At 27.5% G+C, this 21,304-nt stretch carries 19 protein-coding genes; 12 read left to right on the top strand and 7 right to left on the bottom strand.

The window, feature by feature from the left end; genetic code table 11:
- The first annotated feature begins 319 nt into the window (after window positions 1–319).
- Entirely contained in the window at window positions 320–736 is a 417-nt protein-coding gene (locus tag HBE96_RS19425) for a hypothetical protein (protein WP_169299360.1), read from the top strand.
- Between the two features lie 73 nt (window positions 737–809).
- Complete coding sequence (locus HBE96_RS19420) at window positions 810–1,853, top strand: S1C family serine protease (protein ID WP_206155002.1); 1,044 nt, start codon at window positions 810–812, stop codon at window positions 1,851–1,853.
- 341 nt (window positions 1,854–2,194) lie between these two features.
- On the opposite strand, the gene HBE96_RS19415 is transcribed toward HBE96_RS19420, so the two are convergent.
- A complete protein-coding gene (locus tag HBE96_RS19415; protein ID WP_169299359.1) occupies window positions 2,195–3,442 on the bottom strand; it encodes a glycosyltransferase family 39 protein in 1,248 nt (415 codons plus the stop codon).
- 349 nt (window positions 3,443–3,791) lie between these two features.
- Between HBE96_RS19415 and HBE96_RS19410 the strand changes: the two genes are divergently transcribed.
- From HBE96_RS19410 to HBE96_RS19390, 5 genes are all read left to right on the top strand, one after another.
- The gene (locus tag HBE96_RS19410; protein WP_169299358.1) at window positions 3,792–4,823 is read left to right on the top strand and encodes a LytTR family transcriptional regulator DNA-binding domain-containing protein; all 1,032 of its coding nucleotides are present in this window, start codon (window positions 3,792–3,794) and stop codon (window positions 4,821–4,823) included.
- 228 nt (window positions 4,824–5,051) lie between these two features.
- The gene (locus HBE96_RS19405; RefSeq protein WP_169299357.1) at window positions 5,052–5,897 is read left to right on the top strand and encodes an ABC transporter ATP-binding protein; all 846 of its coding nucleotides are present in this window, start codon (window positions 5,052–5,054) and stop codon (window positions 5,895–5,897) included.
- A complete protein-coding gene (locus tag HBE96_RS19400) occupies window positions 5,898–6,611 on the top strand; it encodes an ABC transporter permease (RefSeq protein ID WP_169299356.1) in 714 nt (237 codons plus the stop codon).
- Between the two features lie 51 nt (window positions 6,612–6,662).
- The gene (locus HBE96_RS19395) at window positions 6,663–8,498 is read left to right on the top strand and encodes a serine hydrolase (protein ID WP_243186997.1); all 1,836 of its coding nucleotides are present in this window, start codon (window positions 6,663–6,665) and stop codon (window positions 8,496–8,498) included.
- Between the two features lie 92 nt (window positions 8,499–8,590).
- Complete coding sequence (locus tag HBE96_RS19390) at window positions 8,591–8,947, top strand: DUF6483 family protein (protein WP_169299354.1); 357 nt, start codon at window positions 8,591–8,593, stop codon at window positions 8,945–8,947.
- A gap of 806 nt (window positions 8,948–9,753) precedes the next feature.
- On the opposite strand, the gene HBE96_RS19385 is transcribed toward HBE96_RS19390, so the two are convergent.
- The 4 genes from HBE96_RS19385 to HBE96_RS19370 form a co-directional block, all read right to left on the bottom strand.
- Window positions 9,754–11,922 carry a HAMP domain-containing sensor histidine kinase gene (locus HBE96_RS19385; RefSeq protein ID WP_169299353.1) on the bottom strand — a complete coding sequence of 723 codons (2,169 nt, stop codon included), beginning with the start codon at window positions 11,920–11,922 and terminating at the stop codon, window positions 9,754–9,756.
- Window positions 11,900–12,592, bottom strand: a complete 693-nt coding sequence (locus HBE96_RS19380; RefSeq protein WP_169299352.1) for a response regulator transcription factor — start codon at window positions 12,590–12,592, stop codon at window positions 11,900–11,902. Before HBE96_RS19380 ends, HBE96_RS19385 begins: the two co-directional genes overlap by 23 nt.
- A 553-nt stretch (window positions 12,593–13,145) precedes the next feature.
- Entirely contained in the window at window positions 13,146–14,153 is a 1,008-nt protein-coding gene (locus HBE96_RS19375; protein ID WP_206155001.1) for a WG repeat-containing protein, read from the bottom strand.
- A 13-nt stretch (window positions 14,154–14,166) separates the two neighbouring features.
- Window positions 14,167–14,322, bottom strand: coding sequence for a hypothetical protein (locus HBE96_RS19370; RefSeq protein ID WP_007064043.1), 156 nt, complete (start codon window positions 14,320–14,322; stop codon window positions 14,167–14,169).
- 554 nt (window positions 14,323–14,876) lie between these two features.
- Between HBE96_RS19370 and pepV the strand changes: the two genes are divergently transcribed.
- From pepV to HBE96_RS19345, 5 genes are all read left to right on the top strand, one after another.
- Window positions 14,877–16,268: a dipeptidase PepV gene (pepV, locus tag HBE96_RS19365; protein WP_169299351.1), complete on the top strand. Its 1,392-nt coding sequence runs from the start codon at window positions 14,877–14,879 to the stop codon at window positions 16,266–16,268.
- A gap of 181 nt (window positions 16,269–16,449) precedes the next feature.
- A complete protein-coding gene (locus HBE96_RS19360) occupies window positions 16,450–16,830 on the top strand; it encodes a GntR family transcriptional regulator (RefSeq protein WP_169299350.1) in 381 nt (126 codons plus the stop codon).
- Window positions 16,831–16,865: 35 nt separating this feature from the next.
- Window positions 16,866–17,723: an ABC transporter ATP-binding protein gene (locus HBE96_RS19355; protein ID WP_169299349.1), complete on the top strand. Its 858-nt coding sequence runs from the start codon at window positions 16,866–16,868 to the stop codon at window positions 17,721–17,723.
- Window positions 17,724–17,725: 2 nt separating this feature from the next.
- Window positions 17,726–18,370, top strand: a complete 645-nt coding sequence (locus tag HBE96_RS19350; RefSeq protein WP_169299348.1) for an ABC-2 transporter permease — start codon at window positions 17,726–17,728, stop codon at window positions 18,368–18,370.
- A gap of 139 nt (window positions 18,371–18,509) precedes the next feature.
- Complete coding sequence (locus HBE96_RS19345) at window positions 18,510–19,154, top strand: ABC-2 transporter permease (protein ID WP_169299347.1); 645 nt, start codon at window positions 18,510–18,512, stop codon at window positions 19,152–19,154.
- A gap of 623 nt (window positions 19,155–19,777) precedes the next feature.
- Here HBE96_RS19345 and HBE96_RS19340 read toward each other — a convergent pair.
- Both HBE96_RS19340 and HBE96_RS19335 read right to left on the bottom strand, forming a co-directional pair.
- On the bottom strand, window positions 19,778–20,146 hold the full coding sequence (locus HBE96_RS19340) for a LiaI-LiaF-like domain-containing protein (RefSeq protein ID WP_169299346.1): 369 nt from the start codon (window positions 20,144–20,146) through the stop codon (window positions 19,778–19,780).
- On the bottom strand, window positions 20,128–20,643 hold the full coding sequence (locus HBE96_RS19335) for a hypothetical protein (RefSeq protein WP_169299345.1): 516 nt from the start codon (window positions 20,641–20,643) through the stop codon (window positions 20,128–20,130). The genes HBE96_RS19340 and HBE96_RS19335 overlap by 19 nt, the downstream gene beginning before the upstream one ends.
- Window positions 20,644–21,304: the final 661 nt, after the last annotated feature.

The raw sequence follows: 21,304 nt of genomic DNA, 5'->3' as shown, positions 1-21,304 counted from the left end.
TTGCTTGAGATATTGAAAAATACCGTAATTTTTGCCAGGACGGCAAAAGCTCTGAAAGCGACAGGACGTCGCATTTGAAGAGGTAGGTATTTTTCAATATCTCAAGCAATTAGAACTTATTAATGAAGTGAGTGTTCCTGAACAACATATATCAGCCGGAATACAGCTTAACGTTTCTTTGGTTACTTGTATCGTATTACTTTTACATTAAGTAACAATTTTGTATGTGCGAAAGTTGAATTATATAATTTAGAATAATATTTACCTTATAGTGAAAAAATACTTATTGCACTATATAAAATTAAAGGGGTTGATTATAATGAAAATCGAAGCTTTTTTTAGTGGTATAAAAAACGCTAATACTGCTGTTGAAAAATTAAAAGCAGAAGGTTTTAACAAATCAGTAGTAGATTTAAATGACCATTATGTAGAATACAATGATAGAAATAATCCACCAAAGGCAATTAATGAGGCTGAAACTTTATCCTCTCTTGTAATTAATTCTGGAGGACTTTCTGATGATGTTTCAAAAGGGCCATTAGCTGCAGCAAGTCCTATGGTAAGTGGCATGGGTGGTTTTGAGGAAATTACAGACGTTAATTACAAAGTAATTGTAAACCTGGATGAAAAAGATGCTGGCAAAGCAAAAGATATTATAAAAAGTATTGGTGGAGATTTAAATGATCCTAATTTAGATTTGCCAAATAGATTAGAAGACGTTCATCCAAATATATAGTATTATTCAAACTTCATAGAAAATAACAATGATAAGTTTCCTCATTATAAAATATTAAGGGTGGCGATTTACCTTGAAAAAATTCAAAGTGCTATCTACAATTTTAATAAGCTTTATTGTTAGTTCTAGTTTTACCGGATGTATGTTTTCCCAAAATAAGTCAAGTGCCCAGCAAAATACTCCAGCAAACCCTAATGCCTCTGCAAATACTTCTCCTGTAACAACTGCAGCTGAAAAGATAATACCTTCTGTAGTAGGTATTACTTCTACTTTTGCAGGTGCTAGAAATAAAGATGTTCAAGGTGTAGGTTCTGGAATGATACTTGATAGTAATGGATACATACTTACTAACAATCATGTAGCTGGTACTAATACTAAAAGTATAAAAGTTTCTCTTTATGACGGAAGAGATGTTTCCGCAAATTCTATTTGGTCAAATGAAAGCTTAGACCTTTCTATACTTAAAGTAAATGAAAAAAATCTTGTTCCTGTGCAATTAGGAGATTCTTCTAAGGTTAGAATAGGTGAATCTGCTATTGCCATAGGAAATCCATTAGGATTAAAGTTTCAAAGAACTGTTACTTCAGGAATTATAAGTGCCATAAATAGAACTATTGAAGCTAGTGAAGGTACCTTTATGGAAGATTTAATTCAAACAGATGCTTCTATTAATCCTGGAAACAGCGGCGGACCTCTTTCAAATATAAATGGAGAAGTCATTGCTATAAATTCTGCAAAAATTACCAGTGCTGAAGGTATAGGCTTTGCTGTACCAATTAATATAGTTAAACCAGTGCTAAAAAGTTTGAAAGAAACTGGGAAATTTGATACTCCTGTTATTGGAATTGTTGGATTTGACAAATCTATGGCTGGATACTTAAATATAAATTTTGAAAAAGGTATTTATATTTATGACATAGCTGCCGGAAGTGGTTCTTATGAAGCAGGCCTAAAAAAAGGTGACATTATTCTTTCTATAAATGGTAAAGAACTAAAAAGCATGAACGATCTAAGGGAAACTGTATATACTATAGGCGCAGGTAACACAATAAAAGTAACCGCAAAAACCTCCACTGGCAATAAAGATTTTAATGTTAAAATAAAATCTTCTAGTTAAAAACTGAACTTTTGCACATATGTTTTTAATTTAATATAAAAATAATGCGAAGCAACCTTCTTTTTAGAGGAAAATTGACAGAGGACAATGAAGGTAAGTTTTCCTCCTTTCGTCGGAAAACTAATTTATTTAAAACCTTATTTTGCTAACACAAAAGAAGCTTTAAATTTATATAAATCAGCAATGTTTTGCTTTAGCAAAACGAGCCATCAAAATTTAATTAAAGATTTTTCCGGAGCACAGCGGAGAAAAATCCTCCTTCTCTGTCCTTTGTCCTCTGTCCTTTGTTCTCTGAAGTAGCTTTAAATGGCATATTATGAATACTCTCACCATATGCACAGCTATTTTGTTTTCTGCAACATTTTACGTTCCTTCATAAAATAGTAAAAATAATATACCATTATAAAAATTTCTGGAAAAGCATATCTTCCCTGTCCTTCTGTCAAAAAATATATAGAACTAAACATAAAAAATAAAACTACATTATACAATTCAAATTTATCTAATTCATAATTTTTTCTTTTAACAATATGCTTTAAAATAGAAAAACCTTTTTTTAAAATGTATATAATAGCAGGAATAAATATAATGTTTCTTATAACATTTGCTAATATAAATAAAATAACAATAACATAAGTTTTCATTCCAGTTCCATATGCAACATATAAAATGTCATCGCCTAAACAATAATTATTAAGTAACCTTTCAAATCCTAATTCTACAAAACGTATTGGATGAGTTTTTATCCAATTCTTCGCTGCCTTAGTTAACATTTTATTTTTTTCTGTAGCATTAGCTTCTTTATATTCTTTTGTTTTTACAATAGAATTTTTAACATTTTCTACTGGCATCCATCTACCAAACTTATTTTCTGAATTATTATTTATATATAAAACTATTCCTCCATTATTAGATACAAAGGTACGTTGTCCCATCATTTTAGTGTTTCTATAAATCCATGGTGATATTACTAATGATGCTATAATAAGTACAATTAAAGAATTTACGAGTGCCTTAAAAAACTTTTTATTCATAATAAATTCAATTAAAAATATAGCAAAGAAAAATACTAAAAAAAATGGTTTTATCATTGTATTTAAACCACATAGAATACCTATGAGCACATATTTATATTTCCATTTACTAAAATAAATAAGTGTTGTAGCTAGTAGGATTGCAGTAAATAATATTTCTGTAGCAAGAATACTGTTATAAAATATGTTATTTGGAAAAAACACAAATAATGCAAATATAATTCTTCTGTCTTTTTCATTTATATCTAACTTTTTTAATATCTTCAGGAAACATACATAACATATAAAAGTAAGAATAATATTAAACATTTTAGCTTTTAATAAACTAGCTCCAAATAACTTGAATATACCTCCCAAAACAATTGAATACCCTATTGATGTATAAGTATCTCCCCAGGTAAGACCATTAGCGATATCTGTTGCTATCTCATAATAATATTTAAAATCAGATTCTAGTTTTGTATTTACCAGAGCTATCCAAAGTATAGATAAGAATATTCCTAAAATTATTGTAATCTTATAGTAGTTTTCACTTTGCAAGTATTTTTTTATCATATGTAACTTACCTCTCCGCATTAATCTTCAAACCATATTCTACTAAAATTTTCTTAAAAAAACCTTATTAAAATTGTAAACTTTTTATTAAGATACCTTTTTATTATATGGATAGAATACCGAAAATTAACTTATAAAAAACATTTATTGATAATAGTTAACATAAGTTAAACATCTCTTAGTTGACAATTAAAAATATGTTTCAAACATTATCAATAATTCTCGTAGTATAAGTTAAGAATTTACTTTGCACCCTATAATATAACTTTATCATTGTATACGTTAGCAATATAATTTTTTCCCAATTCATAGTATAATCTAAATATACTTTATCTTAGGTGGTGTATTAATGACTCTTTTAAATATAGAAAACTTATCAAAAGAATGTGGAAATTTAAGATTATTAAATGATTTAAATTTTACCTTAAATCAGGGACAATGTATAGGTATAAAGTGTTCTACTGATACTTCAAATCTTTTATTTAACTTGATTTTAGGAAAAACTAATTATTCTAAAGGAAACATTTATATAGAAAACACTTCAATTAGTAAATGCACTAATATAAAAAATATTATTGCTGTTGTATTTAGCAATGAAGGCATGTATGAAAGGTTAAAAATTTATGATTACATGAAATTCTTTGAAAAAATTTACAACTCTAAAAGTTCTATAAAAGAAATATTAATTAAGTTAGGCTTGTTTGACATATCAAATAAAAAAATAAAGTCTTTAACTTATTCTCAAAAGAAAAGGCTAAGCATGGCACGTGCTTTACTTAGTAATAGTAAACTTATTTTAATACAAGAACCTACATTAAATGTTGATAGGGAAAGTGCCTTAATAATAAGAGAATTCATACCTTACATTTGCAGTTTAGGAATTTCCGTTCTTGCTACTTCTGTATCATTAGAGGATATCATTTTATTAGGTGGTGAAACTTATATTTTAGATGAAAAAGGACTTAATACTATTGAAACAGATATATCTACTGATGAAACTGATGAAAAATCCAGTAATGAAGCAGATTTAGATTTCCCATATTTTAAAGTAGATAAAATTCCTGCAAAAATAGATGAAAAAATTATTTTACTTAACCCTACAGAAATTATATCTATAGAAAGTTTAAACGGTACAAGCTATTTAAATGTTGGTGAAGAAAAGTTTCCTTGTACCTTAACACTTAATGAACTTGAAAACAGATTAAAATATTTTGGTTTCTTTAGATGTCACCGTTCTTACTTAGTTAACCTTCAGAGAGTTAGAGAAGTAGTTACGTGGACAAGAAATAGCTTTAGTCTTATATTAGATGATAAAAACAAAACTTCTATTCCTCTATCTAAAGGAAGAATGAACGAACTAAAAGATATTTTAAAATTTTAGATATGCATTTAAAATGCTTATCTAAATAACCATTATATTTCTCCTGTTACACCTTTTTAACGTTATATTCACCATTTTGAAAGCTGTCTTCATACTGAAATATGTATACTTTAGCAGCTTATTTGCTCCTTTCATGGAAAGTTTATATAACAATGCTTATAAATATCATATAATCGTTAATGTAAACAAAACATGTAGTCATGTTTAATATTTGAAAGGAGCTTTTGTATGGACAATGTAATTGTAATGAAAAATATCACAAAAAATTTCAAAGAAAAAAAAGCATTACGCGGATTAAGTTTTGAAATAAAACCAGGAGAAATATTTGGTTTTTTAGGTCCTAGTGGTGCTGGCAAAACTACAACAATTAAAATGTTAACTTCCCAGCTTTTACCTTCTTCTGGTGAAGGAAAAGTTCTTAACCAAGATATTTATTCTTTAAATAGAAACATTTTCAAACACATAGGAATTCTCACTGATACTAGTGGAATATATGAAAGACTTTCTGTGTATGAAAACTTACAATTATTTGCTAAAATATATGATATAGATGAAAAATGTATAGATGAAGTCTTAGAAAAAGTTTCTCTATTAAAGGATAAAAAAACTAAGGCTAAAAAATTGTCTAAAGGAATGAAGCAAAGGCTTTTACTAGCTAGAGCTGTACTTAACAGGCCTTCACTTTTATTTTTAGACGAGCCTACTTCATCATTAGACCCTGGTACTTCTAATGAAATTCATAAACTTCTTAAAGAACTTAACAAAAGTGGTACTACTATATTCTTAACCACTCACAACATGGAGGAAGCAGATAAGCTTTGTCATAGGTTAGCTTTTTTAAACGAAGGTACCATAATTGAAATGAATACCCCTCTCAATCTAAAGCAAAAGTATGCCGAAGATTGTATAGAAGTTAGATTAAAAGGAATTGATGATTTAATAACTATAAAAAATGATGAAATTGGCGGAGAAAAAATAAATAGCTGGATGAAAAGTGGACAATTATTATCCATTCATTCAAAAGAGCCAAATTTAGAAGAAATATTTTTGAAATTAACCGGGAGGGAGTTATAGATGGATTTTTCACTTAGAAGGGTTAACGCCTTATTTATTAAAGAATTAAAAGATTTTTTTCAAAATCCAAATGTTTTAGTTATGTACATGCTACCAATTATGTTTGCTGTATTGTATGGTAAGATGATGGGAACTAGGATTCCTAAAGTCTATTCCTTAGAAGTATGCTTACTTCTTAGTTTGACAACGGTAGGATGTTCATCTGCAGCCTGCTTAATTGCAGAAGAAAAGGAAAAAAATACTTTAAGGACACTTATGCTTTCTCCTCTTTCTCCAATTGAATTTTTAACCGGAAAATCTTTAATATCCTTACTTTCATGCATGGTTTCAAGCTTGATTGTATTTTTTATAGTAAATCCACCTAATGTTAACTTATTTTTATATATAATAATATCCTTAATTTCATCTATTACTATAATAATCTTAGGATTACTAATTGGACTTCTTTGCAAGAGTCAATTGGAAACAGGAATTGCCTCTACCCCAATTATTATGATATTAATGTTAGTTCCTATGTTTTGTGGAATTAACTCAGTGCTTAAAAGTATTGCGAATTTTTGCTTTACTTATCACGCTTTAGCTGCAATTTATAAAATATCTGAAGGCAAAGGTTTCTTAGATTTAAAATACAATTTACTAAACATTTTTGTATGGCTTATTGTTTCTTTATTCTTACTTGTTTTTGTTTATAAAAAAGTAAGATTGGATAAATAGACTTAAATATTAAAAACACATAATCGTAGACATAAGAAAGGATGATAAATGATGTTTAAAAAGACTTTTTCCTATTTATTAGTATCAATTTTTATTACATGCTCTAATGTAACTTTTGTAAGTGCTGCACAAGCTACTTCTTCCAGCACAAAATCAACTGTGGCTGCTGCTGCAGATCAATCAGATTCCATTAAAGTTAATCTTAATGGAAAATCTATTTCAGTTAACCGTTATGATACTTATTTTGATTCAAACTCAAAGGTTATGCTTCCACTTACTCCTATAATAAAAGCAATGGATTCTACTTCAAATATTCAAATAGGAGCTGGATATGCTACAATAACAAGCAATAAAAATACAATAAAAGTTCAAAGTGGTGATAAAAATATAACCTTAAATGGTACTTCCATTGATTTATCCACAAAATCTTTTGTTAACAATGTAGAAGTATTTGTACCTTTACAATTTTTTAGTGAAGTGCTTAATAAAGTAGTGGACTTCGATAGTGACAGCAATACAGTAAATATATCTGATATTCAAAAAAATACTGAAACCTATTTTAATAATACTTCAAGTCTTTCAAGTGACAAAGATATTTCTAAAAAACTAGATGATTATTTAACTGCTGAGCAAAAGCTTTATAATTTCTCTGGAAGTGTTCTTGTAGCTAAAGGAGGTAATATACTTCTTGACAAAGGATATAATATGTCAAATTTTGATCAAAACATTAAAAATACACCTTATACAACATTTGGTATAGGTTCAATGACAAAACAATTTACAGCAACAGCTATAATGCAGTTAGTTGAAAAAGGATTGATAAATGAGCAGGATAAAGTTTCTAAGTATATTCCTGATTTTCCAAATGGAGATAAAATAACCATAGACAATCTACTTACTCATACATCTGGTCTAGCAGATGTTACTCCTACACTTTTAAATATGAAACTTGAGGATTCTAAAAAAGTTGAAAATATAGTTAACTTATTTAAGAACAAACCACTTTATTTTAAACCTGGAACTAAATTTAAATATTCTAATTCAGGTTACATTTTACTAGGATATATAGTAGAAAAGGTTAGTGGAATGAGCTATGCTGATTACCTTCAAAATAATATTTTTAAGCCTCTTAATATGAGCCATACAGGTATGGGTTATAATGGTACAATAAAGAATTATAATTCTATTGGATATACAGGATACCTTGATGTCTCCCCTATTAGTGATAAGTCATCACTTAATGCTCTTTATGGTGCAGGTGCATTGTATTCCTGTACAGAAGACTTATATAAGTGGGATAGATCCTTAAAGGAACATAAATTATTAACCGAAAAAACCTTAGATAAAATGTTTTCCAAACATGTAGCAATATCTGAGGGTGATGACTCAGTATATTATGGTTATGGCTGGATGATATATGATTCACCTGATGGACATGACATTTTCCACGGCGGTAATGTACTAGGATTCACAAGCAATATAGAAAGATTCCCAGATAAAGATTTAACCGTAATTATACTAAGCAATATAGGATATTATCATGTAAATTCAATAAACAATGCATTAACTAATATATGTTTTGGATATAAATATGAAATGCCAAAAACAAAAGAAGTAATACAACTTGATGATACTTTATTAAATAGCTATGTTGGAGAATATTCTTTTGAAACTCTTGGAAATGCTTCTATAACAAATGAAGATAGACATCTTTATGTTAAATTTGGAGATCTACCAAAATATGAAATGTTTCCTGAATCTAAAAACAAATTTTATTTCAGAATCTTTGATGGTACTTTAACTGTTAATACCAATGAAAAAGGACAGGTTACTAGTATTGATTTATACCAATTAGGCGCTAAATATACTGGAAATAAGGTAAAATAAACTTTTGTTAGTTCTTAATCATATTTTCACATATGTTCTAATTCACTGTAAAAGTTAATACAAACTTATTAAAACAAAGAGGAGTTAAAGTTATGGATTATTTTGAAGGACTTATAAAAGGTCTTGGAAAGATAGGTGCAAAAGTTTTGCTTGGTAAGGAAGAAAAAAGTAGCGAAACAATTAACATTAATCAAATGGGTTTCATTGACATATTTAAAATAGTGTTAAAAAGCTTATATAATAAAGGAAATTATAATGAAGCCGAAAACTTAATTTTTAATGAATTAGAAAAAAATAATTCACCAGAAATATACGAAGCCTCCTGTGATTTCTATAATCTATTACTAAAGAAAAGTGATGAAGAATTACTTAAAAATAACTTTTCAAAAGAAGAAATTTATCAGGGATTAGAAGATATAAAAAAATTCAAACCAAATAATGTGCAGTAGAAGTTTGAATTTTAACTTTTACTACAGGATATATAATAAGTGGTTAATCACATTAGCTAAATTGTTTTTCTATTAGTCTTAGGGAGATGTTTATGAAAGCCTTTGAGCTTTAGACTAATTAGAAACATTTAACAGTGATTAACCACTTATTGTATATCCCTACGTAAAAGTCAAAATTTAAAATAGTAACTTCAGTTATACAAATTTAGTTGCATTGTTATATACAATTTTAGTAAATCAAAATTGTATTTCATTATAAGTTATAACACTTAAAAAATCTAAATAGTAACCAATAAATTTATCACTTTTTTATAGGCTGTGCTATGGTTGGTTATTAAAAGTAATTTAAATGAAAATACATTAGCAATAAACTATTATGCAAGCTACACTTTTTAATGGATTAATTTCCCTAAACATTAATTTACCGAAAATTTTGTTTTTTACATGAAAATAATATGTGTATTACAATCCTTTTGAAATAACAGTATATATACTCAATGCGCTAAGAAGCAACTTTCAACTGTATGAAGACTGATATATGTTGTGCAAGAACATTCGAGCAAATTTTAGAAGTTATATGCTTGAGATATTGAAAAAGACCGTAATTTTTGCCAGGACGGCAAAAGCTCCGAAAGTGACAGGAGGTCACATTTGAGGAGGTAGGTCTTTTTCAATATCTCAGGCATTAGAACTTCTTAAATGAAGCGAGTGTTCTTGCACAACATATATCAGCCGGAATACAGTTAAAAGTTGCTTCGGTTACTCACAGTTGAGTTATTATATATTAAGTTTAACTAAGGATTAAGTTAAAGTTTCGCTTGATCAAATTGAACTATGGCCTTAAAAAGATCTCCATCAATTTCTATATTAAGTTTGCCACCTTGAAGCTCCACAATACTTTTGGCAATAGCAAGTCCTAAACCTGATCCTTCTGTATTTCTTGACTTATCCCCTCTTTTAAATCTTTCGAAGATTTCTTCTGCATCAAAATCCATTTCATAAGAAGATATATTTTTCATGACAATTAAAATTTTATTATCTTCTTCTATTAAATCAATATATACTCTAGTATTAGGCGCTGAATATTTTATAATATTATTTATTAAGTTTTCAAATACTCTCCAGGTTTTTTTACCATCTAAGTTAGCATAAATATGCTTATTTGAATACTTAACTCTAAGAGTTAATGAAGCCTTTTTAATTTTCTCATCTAATTCTGCTATGGACTGCTCTAATAGAGCTGCTACATCAACTTTTTCTATATTTAACTCTACTGATCCGCTGGACACTTTTGCTGCTTCAAACAAATCTTCTATAAGTACCTTAAGTCTCTCAGCTTTTCTATCTAAAACCCCTATATATCCTTTAATTTCATCTTCTGATAAGCCCTCTTTTTTTAATAAATTTACATAATTTATTATAGATGTAAGTGGTGTTTTTAAATCGTGAGATACATTTGTTATAAGCTCTGATTTAAGTCTCTCACTTTTCACTTGGCTTTGTAGCGATTTTTTATATCCAGATTTTATATTATTAATATTATGAGCTATTTTGGATAGGTGACTTTCCCCTTTTTCTTTTATAACATAATTTAAATTCCCAGAAGCTATTTCTTCAGTTCCTTTTAATATTTCATTTAAATAATCTACTTTTTTAAACATAACACGTAAAATTAAAGTTATATATACTATGCCTATTATAAGACCTAATATTATATTGTGTGATTGTATTACTAATACAAATGTAAATGCAGCAAGTATAGCTGTAATATCTACAATAACTAAGATTTGAATCTTCAAATTTCTTGCTATAAAACTTCTTTTAGCTGCAATGATCAAACTAGCACTTAAGCTTTCATTCCACTTATTTAAAAATTCCTTTTTACTTTTTATCAATCTTACATTGGTTTTAATATATAATACAACATAACCAACATATATACTTACAATTGTAAGCTTAATAAAATGCTTAATTCCTAGTGGTTTATAGAAGAAACTAAGTTTTAACATATATCCAAGCATTATAACTGTATAAATGCAAAATATAAGTATATTTACATCCATAGGCAGCTTTTTATATAAATCTTTTATTTTTTCTGAAAAAGTTATTTTCAAGCTTTCATCTTTTTTAATTCCTACTAATATTAAAAGTGCTATGATTAATGAGGAAAATCCTATTAGCATCTCCTTAATAAGTCTACTTCTAACTGAATTGTAGTAATTATAATTTTCTATTATATAATTATTAGAAGCTGATTGTTTAGGAATTATAATATAACCTTCCCATGAGAAGTTTTTAAACATAGAATTAGTACTTTGAAATTGTTTATCTTCAATGTGTTTTAATGGAAACTCAACAGTAAAAAACGACTCTTTTTTTATATATTCTTGAACTGTACTTTTACCTGATAAGTTATGATATATTTCATTTGTTTTTGTATTTTTAATATAATATTTTATATCATTTCTATTTTGTAAACTTTTCTTAATGCCTTCATAATCCTTATCATACCTTGATGCAACTTCCTTCTTAAGTTCTTCATCGGTTTTAGTGTTTTCTTTTTTTACTTCTTCAAGCCTTTTATTTTTTTCATCCATTAATTTATTAACTTTATCTTTATCTGAAATTCTTTGTGCTTCTTGTATATCATTATTATACTTATTTTCAATTTCAGCTTGTGCATTTTTTAGCTTATCTTCATAAAACAGCTTTAATCCATTTATATCTTCTTTGCTAGCTTTATTTTCTCCAAATTTATCATTATAATCTTTATAATATACATAGAAATTACTTAAATTTTCGCTATAGCTATATATTTCTTGTCCAAACTCATAACTGTTAAAGTAAGTTTTATGTTCAATATAGCTGTAATTTTTTACAATATCACAGGCAGATAACACAAAAAATGTAGCTGCAAATATACTCAAAACGCACAAACAAATATATATAAACTTATTTTTCAATTTTATACCCAATTCCCCACACCACCTTCAAATATCTAGGTTCTCTCGGATTAATCTCTATTTTTTCCCTTATTCTTCTTATATGTACTGCTACAGTATTTTCTCCGTTGTAATAAGGTTGTTTCCAGGCTTTTTCATATATTTCTTCAATAGAAAATACTCTTCCCTTATTCTCCATTAACAGCTCTAATATCCTATATTCAATAGCTGTGAGCCTTATTTCTTCCTCATCTACAGTTACCATCTTTGTCTTTTTATCTAAAACTAAACCTTTGATAGTAATTTTGTCATTGTTCTCTTTATAATTCCCTAAATTTATATATCTTCTAAGTTGAGACTTAACCCTTGCCACTAACTCTAAAGCATTGAAAGGTTTTGTCATATAATCATCTGCTCCTATATTAAGCCCAAGTATCTTGTCCATATCCTCAGATTTTGCTGAAAGCATTATTATAGGAATATTTTTACTCTCTCTTATTTTAAACGTAGCCTTAATTCCATCCATTCTTGGCATCATAATATCCATTATGATAAGATGTATTTCTTCCTCCTCTAAAACCATTAAAGCATCAATACCATCTTTGGCTTTAAATACTTTTATATTTTCATTTTTCAAATAGATTTCTATTGCTTCAGTTATTTCTTCTTCATCATCTACTACTAAAACATTATATTTATTCATATTATCTTCCACCCTTCCTCATAAATTATATCATTTTTAATTCCTCCTTTGCCTGAGCTACAGCTTAATTATACAGGAGGTTTTTTACAAATAACTTATCAAACTTCTTACAAATTTCTTAACAAAATTCTTTGCTATAAATAAAATATTCTCTTAATGCATCTTCAAAAAAATAACTTCAATAAATGTTTTTTTAATTATTATAGAATCAAGTAAAATTTGATTTCAATTATACATATTCAACTTGAAAATCTTAATTTTGCTATAAAACCAAAATTAAATTTTAGTACTCATAGAAGCAATATAAGATTTAATTATGATATTGATCTATAACTTTAAATCCATCAGACATATAAAAGCACTTACTAAAATAAAAGCCATGAAATTAAGGTATTAGCCTCATATTTCATAGCTTTCTGCTTTTAATCTAAAGTTTTTTCTAAATGACACTTTACGAGTTTTGCTCTAGGTGAAGTCATTTTTATAAGAAAACTCCATCTGAATCACCTAATAAAGCAATTTCACTTTACATTTATAAAACTTATGTATACCCTTAAATTTTCCAGATGTAATCACCATTTTTGTTTATATATCTAGTTTTATTTTGAAAAATTACTTTCGCAGCACCATCTATAAATCTTGATACTTCATCAAAAATTGGCTCTATAATAAACTTTCCTAATTTATCTATGTATCCCCATTTGCCATTTGCCTCTACAGATATTAAATCTTCACTAATGGTATCTACATTATCAAATTTTACAGGGATTATTTCTGCTCCAGTTCTATCTATAAATCCATACTTGTCTTTAATAGCAACTGCTGCAAATCCATTATAAAAGTTATCTGCCCAATCATATTTAGGTGAAATTATCATTTCTCCTTTTGTATCTATAAATCCACATTTGCCATTACTCTCTACCAATGATAATCCTTCATAAAAACTGCTGGCTTCCCTGTACTTAGGCTCAATTACTGTATCACCGGATTTATTAATATATCCATATTTATTATTTATTTGAACTACTGCTAAACCTTCCGAAAATCCATAAGCATAATCATATTTTGCTTCTATTACTTCCTTACCAAGCTTATCTATATACCCTAACTTGCCTCCAGATTGAACTAACGCTAAACCTTCTCTAAAATCATCTGCATATAAATACTCAGGCTGTATAACTATTTTTCCCTGTTTATCTATGTATCCCCACTTGTAATTTAATTTTACTGCTGCTAAACCTTCTCTAAAATCGCTAATTTCATCAAATTCAGCTTTTATAACTAAATTTCCTTTGTTATCTACACATCCATATTTTCCGTTTATCTCAACAACTGCTAATCCTTCTCTAAAGTCATAAGCATCATTATATTCTACTTTAACTGCTATGTCTCCTGCCTTATTTATAAAGCCAAAATTTTCTCCTATACTTACCATAGCTAATCCTTCATTGAATTCTTCAACATAATCAAAGTTAGGTTCTATACAAATTTCCCCCATATTATCTATATACCCATATTTACCATTCAATTTTACAGGGTACAGTGTTTTTTCCATTTTCATTTTAAATTCTCCTCTACTTATCAAATAATCCACCTGTTTTTTTGTTTATGATGGCTTTTCTAGTTCCACCTATGTTTTTGTCTGCCCTTAAATGTGATCCTTGCTGAGCACTTTTTTTCTTTTTAGCTTCAATTATTTTTTTCATCATTTCAATATTTTTATCTGACATTTTCTATTCTCCTTATGTAACAAATTGCATGCTTATTTTTTCATGTTAATATTATACTATATAATCTTATTTTACTCTATTTATGAATCTATAAACACTTCTTTTTAAAATAAAAAATTCATACTTATACCAAATTATTTTTTACTTATTTTAAATATTACATTATATTGTTGAATTATTTAAAATAAATGTAATAATGCGTTAGTTTATTTATTGATTTTAAATATTTTATTTATAAATATTAACTTTTTTAGCAAATTAGATTAAATTAAATTAAACGCTAAAAATTATGAATATATTCTAATTAAACTTCCAAAACAGCAATTTACAACTTAAAATGGTACTTAATAACTAACTACGGTTATGATAACATATACATTACAGAATAATTTAAAAATTGATTATATTTTTATTAAAAATAGTGCATTCTTATTCTGTAAAATTAGGTCACTTAAATTTAAAATTTATGTTTATAATAAAATAAAAATATATTAATTAATCTACAATTCCAATATTACTAAATGTAAAACTTAAATAAGTAGGAGGATGAAATTATGAACATCAATGAAAAAATCGATCAACTTAAAGAAAATCTAATAAGTTCTACACAAGAACTTGTAAAAATGAAAAGTGTTGAAGAAGAAGCAAAAGAAGGTATGCCTTATGGTGAAGGCGTGGCTATGACCTTAAATAGAGCTTTAGAAATCTGTGAAAATCTTGGTTTCAAAACAAAAAACCTGGATGGATATATTGGATATGCTGAATATGGACAAGGTGATGATTATGTTGCAGTACTAGGTCATTTAGATGTAGTTCCAGAGGGAGAAGGCTGGATGTATCCACCTTATAGTGCAGAAATTCATGATGGTAAAATGTTTGGAAGAGGAACTCTTGACGATAAAGGACCTATCGTTGCTGCACTTTATGGACTTAAGGCCATAAAAGACTTAAACCTTCCATTATCAAAAAGAGTTAGAATTATATTTGGTACAAATGAAGAAACCGGTAGTTTAGAAATGCCTCATTATTTAGAAAAAGAAAAGCCACCTATTTCTGGATTTACACCAGATGCAGAATATCCAATAATATATGGTGAAAAAGGTTATACTCAATTTAATGTAGTTAAGGATTTAAATGTAAAAGGTACTGGAGATATTATTATCAAATCTATAAAGGGTGGTCAAAGAGCTAATATGGTTCCTGATTACTGTGAAGCTGTAGTTTCAGCTAAAAATCCTGACGCTGTTGTTAAAGCTGCTGAAGAATTCAAAAATAAGAATGGTTATGATATAAAAGCTGAAGTTAAAGATAACATGGTTGTTATAAAATCTGTTGGTCTTTGTGTACACGGAAGTGTACCTCAACAAGGTAAAAATGCTATAATGCAATTATTTAAATTCCTTGGAGAACTACCAATAGATAAATGTGACGTAGTTGATTATATAAACTTCTTTAACAAATATGTTGGTCTTGAAGTCTATGGAAAATCCTTCGGAGTTGGCCTTGAAGATAAGGAATCTGGTAAGCTTTCCTTTACTGTAGGAACAATATCTACAAATGAGGACAAGGCTTCCATGGAACTTAATTTAAGATATCCTGTAACATTTAAATACGAAGATATGATAACTCCATTTAATAAAAGACTTGAAGGCACTGGCATAAGGGTTGAAAACATGGATCATCAAGCACCTTTATTCTTCCCAGCTGATCATCCACTTATAAAATCATTACAAAAAGTATATACAGAGCAAACTGGTCAAGAAGCAAAACTTCTTGCAATAGGTGGAGGAACTTATGCTAAGGAACTTCCTAATATAGTTGGATTCGGACCAATATTCCCTGGAAAACCTGATCTTGACCATCAAGCAAATGAGTATATTGAAATAGATGATTTAATACTTAATGCTAAAATTTATGGTCATGCAATTTATGAACTTGCAAAGTAATTGATATTTTTACTTTCACATAAGTACAGAACGAAACTACTAAATAGTGGTTTCGTTCTATTTTTTTGTGAAATTTATCAAATTATTTTTATAAGTGTGTTGACATAACTGTTATATCTGTATATACTGTTTATATACAGTATAATAAATATACACACTCTTTTGCAAGGAGAATCTTACTATGAACATAATTATTTCAAACTCAGTTGGTGAACCAATATATGAACAAATTACAAAACAAATAAAAAATCTTATTTTTAATGGAAGTCTTTGTGAAGGTGAGTCTTTACCATCTATAAGAAACTTAGCTCAAGAATTAAAAATAAGTGTTATTACCACAAAGCGAGCCTATGAAGAACTAGAACATGATGGCTTTATTGAAACTATTCCAGGAAAGGGCTCATATGTTGCCAGTCAGAATAAAGAACTCTTAAAAGAAAAAAGATTAAAAATTATTGAAGATAAACTTTTAGAAGCTGTTGAAGAAAGTAAACTTGTAGGTTTGTCATTAAATGACTTAAAAGAAATGTTAGACATATTGTTTGACAGTTCTCGAGGTTAAATATATTGCAGTAATAATGATTATGGAGGATTACTATGAGTAATATTTTAGAAATTAAAAATTTAAGAAAAGAATATAAAGGTTTTACATTAGACAACATAGGCTTTAATCTACCAAAAGGCTTTATTATGGGATTTATAGGCCCAAATGGAGCTGGAAAAAGTACTACTATAAAACTTATAATGAATCTTGTTAAAAAAAATTCTGGTGAAATAAAAGTTTTTGGACTTGATAATATTAAAAATGAAAAAGAAGTAAAACAAAAGATAGGTTTCGTTTATGATGAAAATTATTTTTATGAAGAATTAAATTTAATAGAAATGAAAAATATAATAGCTACTTTTTATAAAAGTTGGGATAATAAAACTTTCAATAAATATATATCAGATTTCGATTTACCAATAAAGAAAAAAATCAAAGAATTATCAAAGGGAATGAAGATGAAGTTTTCTCTTGCTATTGCACTTTCTCATAAAGCAGAACTTATTATTATGGATGAACCTACTTCTGGTCTTGATCCTGTTTTTAGAAGTGAAATACTGGACATTCTCTATTCAATAATGCAGGATGAAAATAAGGGAATACTTTTTTCAACTCATATTACTACAGACCTAGAAAAAGTTGCAGATTATATAACCTTTTTAAATAAAGGAAAAATAATATTTTCTAATACAAAGGATGATATTCTTGAAAACTACAGTATTGTAAAAGGCGATAAATCTCTTTTAGACAGTGATACAAAAAAAGAATTTATTGGCATAAGAGAAAATTCCTTTGGCTTTGAAGCTTTAACAAATAATACTGAAAAAATTAAAAGACTGTTTAAAAATAATTCTTTGATTGAAAAAGCTACTTTAGAAGATATTATGGTTTATACAGTAAAGGGGGTCTAAAAATGTTAAATCTAATTTTAAAAGATGTTCTTATTCAAAAAAAATATTTACTTGTTTCTGTTTTATATGCTTTGTTTTTTACTCTTTGTTTTAAATCTAATCCTTCTATGGCATTCGGCATGATTCCAATGATGATTGCATATATACTTATAGCTGGAGCTTGTGGTTTTGATGATAAAAATAAATGTGAAATAATGCTTAATAGCCTACCTATAGATAGAACTAACTTAGTTATATCAAAATATCTATCTACAATACTTTTTATATTTATTGGAATAGCTTTGGCATTTACTTTTTCAACTATATTAAACTTCTCTGGTTTTATTCATATGGATAGGCTAATGAATTTAGAGGATGTTTTTGGAGCAACTATTGGTACCTTAATTATGAGTTGTTTATATTTTCCTCTTTATTTCAAATTTGGTAATCAAAAAGCAAGATACGTTCTTGCAGGTATTTTCATGTTTATTTTTGCTATTTCAATTTTCTTAACTAATAAAATCGCCAAAGCTCCTATAAGTTTTATGGCTTATTTAAATAATCAACCCGATTGGCTAATAGCTACCTTCATTGCTATAATTGCAGCTATACTATTTCTTATTTCCATACTTCTTTCAATAAAATTTTACATTAATAAAGATTTATAAATAGCTTTTTAAATTTCTTTGGCTTTGAATCTTTAACAAATGATACTGAAAAAATTAAAAAACTGTTTAAAAATAATTTTTTAATTGAAAAAGCTACTTTAGAAGATATTATGATTTATACAGTAAAGGGGGGCTAAAAATGTTAAATCTAATTTTAAAAGATGTTCTTATTCAAAAAAAATATTTACTGATTTCTGTTTTATATGCTTTATTCTTTGCATTTTGCTTTCAATCCAATGCTTCTATGATGTTTGTCATGATTCCAACCATGATCCCATATCTACTTATATTAGGAGCCTGTGGTTTTGATGATAAAAATAAATCTGAAATAATGCTTAATAGCTTGCCTATAGATAGAACTACCTTAGTTATAGCAAAATATCTATCTTCACTGTTTTTTATATTTATGGGAATACTTTTGACATTTGTTTTTACAACTTTATTAAATTTCTTAGGCTTTATCCACATGAATAGACTAATGAATTTAGAGGATATTTTGAGTATTACCGTTGGGGTCTTAATTATTTGCTGTGTATATTTCCCATTCTATTTTAAATTTGGCTATCAAAAATCAAGATATTTTCTCATTGGTATGTTTTGTTTGTTTTTTAGTGGTGGAATTTTTTTAGCTAATAATGTAATAAAAGTTCCTAAAAATCTTATATCTTCTTTAAATAGCCAACCTGATTGGTTAATAGCTACCTTCATTGCTGTAATTGTAGCTATACTATTTCTTATTTCCCTACTTCTCTCAATAAAATTCTACATTAATAAAGATCTATAAATAGTATTTTAACTTCATAACTATTCTTTAAAATACTATGATAAGGCATATTCAAAAAAATAACAAGTCAGTATATTAGTATATTTTGTGTAATACTGCGCCAACATAACCCTTTGATAGAACAACTATCAAAGGAACCTGTTTCCTTGTATGGCAAAAATATACTAACATCTTTGACTTGTTATTTTCTTTCATATGCCTAAATTAGTAAAAAGTGTAATTCTGAACCTTCCTTTCAGTATTACACTTTCTTGTATGAAACATCTCTAAGTTAAAATTAATTTGCTTATAAAAATACTTATCTTCTTTAAAGATCAATATGCAAATTCTAGTTTATTATATTTTATACTAGGCTTTACTTCTAAATCACTACCTAATTCACGTTTAACATCCTTATTTATAGATACTTTGCCAAGAAAATAAAATATTCTGCCATAAGGAAAATACCTACTCCTATACATGTAATAACCATTGTAATAATACTTTTTCTTATATTCATAAACAATCCACCTTTATATTGCGCCTAAATGACATTTTATAAGCTTTGCTGAGGCATAAAGTATTCCTCATAATCAAACTTCACCTTACTCTAAGAATCCATTGATATTGAAAACTACAAAAGCTTATACAATGCAACTTAATGATGTAATCATATAAGGTATATAGCTAACATGCTTTTTATAAAATAGTGGTGAACTTGGATCTAATAGCTCAGAACTAAATTTACCAAATGCATAAAGTCCAAAAGAAAATACTAATACCACCATTATTAAAAAAATACTTATAATATCAAACCTTAATTTATAATCATGTTTTATGGAATAATGATTATAAATTAATACCTCAACACCTAAAGATATTAATACTAAAGGCCAAAATCTAATAATAGCAAAATCAATAGATAAATTAAAAATATTTATTAATAAATATATTATCCCAGTAACTATAAATACCACACCTAATGTTAAGGTCCCTACTTTCCTTGATTCCATTTTTCTTCACCTGCCTTTAGATATAATATCTTCTTTTTTCTTAAAAGAAATAATCCTAAGGCAATAAAGAAAATAGATATACCAATAGATTTTATATATCTTATAGTTGAATAATCAATGTAATTACTTGCTAATGGAAATATTATATTATTAATTAAAGCTAATACACCTACAACAATTAAAAAATATCCAATATATTTTTCCATAGATCTATTTCCTAAAAACTCTTCTTTACGTGAGATATTAGAAAATATCTTTAAATTTGAATCCACTAAAGGTTCTTCACTCATAACCTTTGTTCTTACATCAAACACACTATAAAACCATATTATAGGTAAAAAAACTGTTAAAAACTCTAAATTAATAGTTGAACTTAGAAAAAGTGTAAAGAAAAATAATGACATAAGTTCAATTCCTTGTCTTGTAAGTCCTAAATACATATGACCTGCTCCTGGTAACATGGCAAAGAAAGTTGCCACTCTTTTTGAATTTTTCACGATATATACACCCCTTATTTAATCTTTATTATGTATTCATTGTATATTGGAAATCTTAAAATAAAGTTCTATAGTTTCTTAATATTTTCTTAATATTAAAAGGCATGTATATAATTAAAGTTAAATTGTGATACTTAAATAGATTCAAAACATAAGCATAATGTGACTCAAGTAACCGAAGAAACGTTAAGCTGTATTACGGCTGATATATGTTATGCAGGAACACTCACTTCATTAAGAAGTTCTAATTGCTTGAGATATTGAAAAATCCCTACCTCCTCAAATGTGACGTCCTGTCACTTTCGGAGCTTTTGCCGTCCTGGCAAAAATTACGGTATTTTTCAATATCTCAAGCAAAGAACTCCTAAAATTTGCTCGAATGTTCCTGCACAACATATATAAGTCTTCATACAGCTTAACGTTTCTTCTTAGTGCATTGTGTATAGCATTATTTCAAAAGGCTTGTATCTCCATATTTAAAAAGCGCAGCTTTCATAATATTTATTACTTACATCAAGACATATAAAGCATTTAATAGAAAACTGTCTAACTTATTAATCTCTTTCGAGATATTTCTATAAAATAGAAAATAACTTCTACATAAATTATTTAATATATTAAACAACAGGCTCTGCCTCAATTTTTTAGCGATATTAACTTT

The organism is Clostridium muellerianum (assembly GCF_012926525.1).
Classification (GTDB): Bacteria; Bacillota; Clostridia; order Clostridiales; family Clostridiaceae; genus Clostridium_AM; species Clostridium_AM muellerianum.
The sequence above is the reverse complement of the archived record's forward strand: the minus strand, read 5'-3'. Positions and strand labels throughout refer to the sequence as shown.

Bases quoted from the DNA above. Each gene is read 5' to 3' on its own strand.
- HBE96_RS19410 (WP_169299358.1), top strand. From the start codon at position 3,792: ATGACTCTTTTAAATATAGAAAACTTATCAAAAGAATGTGGAAATTTA.
- HBE96_RS19345 (WP_169299347.1), top strand. From the start codon at position 18,510: ATGTTAAATCTAATTTTAAAAGATGTTCTTATTCAAAAAAAATATTTA.
- HBE96_RS19340 (WP_169299346.1), bottom strand. From the start codon at position 20,146: ATGGAATCAAGGAAAGTAGGGACCTTAACATTAGGTGTGGTATTTATA.
- HBE96_RS19355 (WP_169299349.1), top strand. From the start codon at position 16,866: ATGAGTAATATTTTAGAAATTAAAAATTTAAGAAAAGAATATAAAGGT.
- HBE96_RS19375 (WP_206155001.1), bottom strand. From the start codon at position 14,153: ATGAAAATGGAAAAAACACTGTACCCTGTAAAATTGAATGGTAAATAT.
- HBE96_RS19350 (WP_169299348.1), top strand. From the start codon at position 17,726: ATGTTAAATCTAATTTTAAAAGATGTTCTTATTCAAAAAAAATATTTA.
- HBE96_RS19395 (WP_243186997.1), top strand. From the start codon at position 6,663: ATGTTTAAAAAGACTTTTTCCTATTTATTAGTATCAATTTTTATTACA.
- HBE96_RS19370 (WP_007064043.1), bottom strand. From the start codon at position 14,322: ATGTCAGATAAAAATATTGAAATGATGAAAAAAATAATTGAAGCTAAA.
- HBE96_RS19360 (WP_169299350.1), top strand. From the start codon at position 16,450: ATGAACATAATTATTTCAAACTCAGTTGGTGAACCAATATATGAACAA.
- pepV (WP_169299351.1), top strand. From the start codon at position 14,877: ATGAACATCAATGAAAAAATCGATCAACTTAAAGAAAATCTAATAAGT.
- HBE96_RS19380 (WP_169299352.1), bottom strand. From the start codon at position 12,592: ATGAATAAATATAATGTTTTAGTAGTAGATGATGAAGAAGAAATAACT.
- HBE96_RS19425 (WP_169299360.1), top strand. From the start codon at position 320: ATGAAAATCGAAGCTTTTTTTAGTGGTATAAAAAACGCTAATACTGCT.
- HBE96_RS19400 (WP_169299356.1), top strand. From the start codon at position 5,898: ATGGATTTTTCACTTAGAAGGGTTAACGCCTTATTTATTAAAGAATTA.
- HBE96_RS19405 (WP_169299357.1), top strand. From the start codon at position 5,052: ATGGACAATGTAATTGTAATGAAAAATATCACAAAAAATTTCAAAGAA.
- HBE96_RS19415 (WP_169299359.1), bottom strand. From the start codon at position 3,442: ATGATAAAAAAATACTTGCAAAGTGAAAACTACTATAAGATTACAATA.
- HBE96_RS19390 (WP_169299354.1), top strand. From the start codon at position 8,591: ATGGATTATTTTGAAGGACTTATAAAAGGTCTTGGAAAGATAGGTGCA.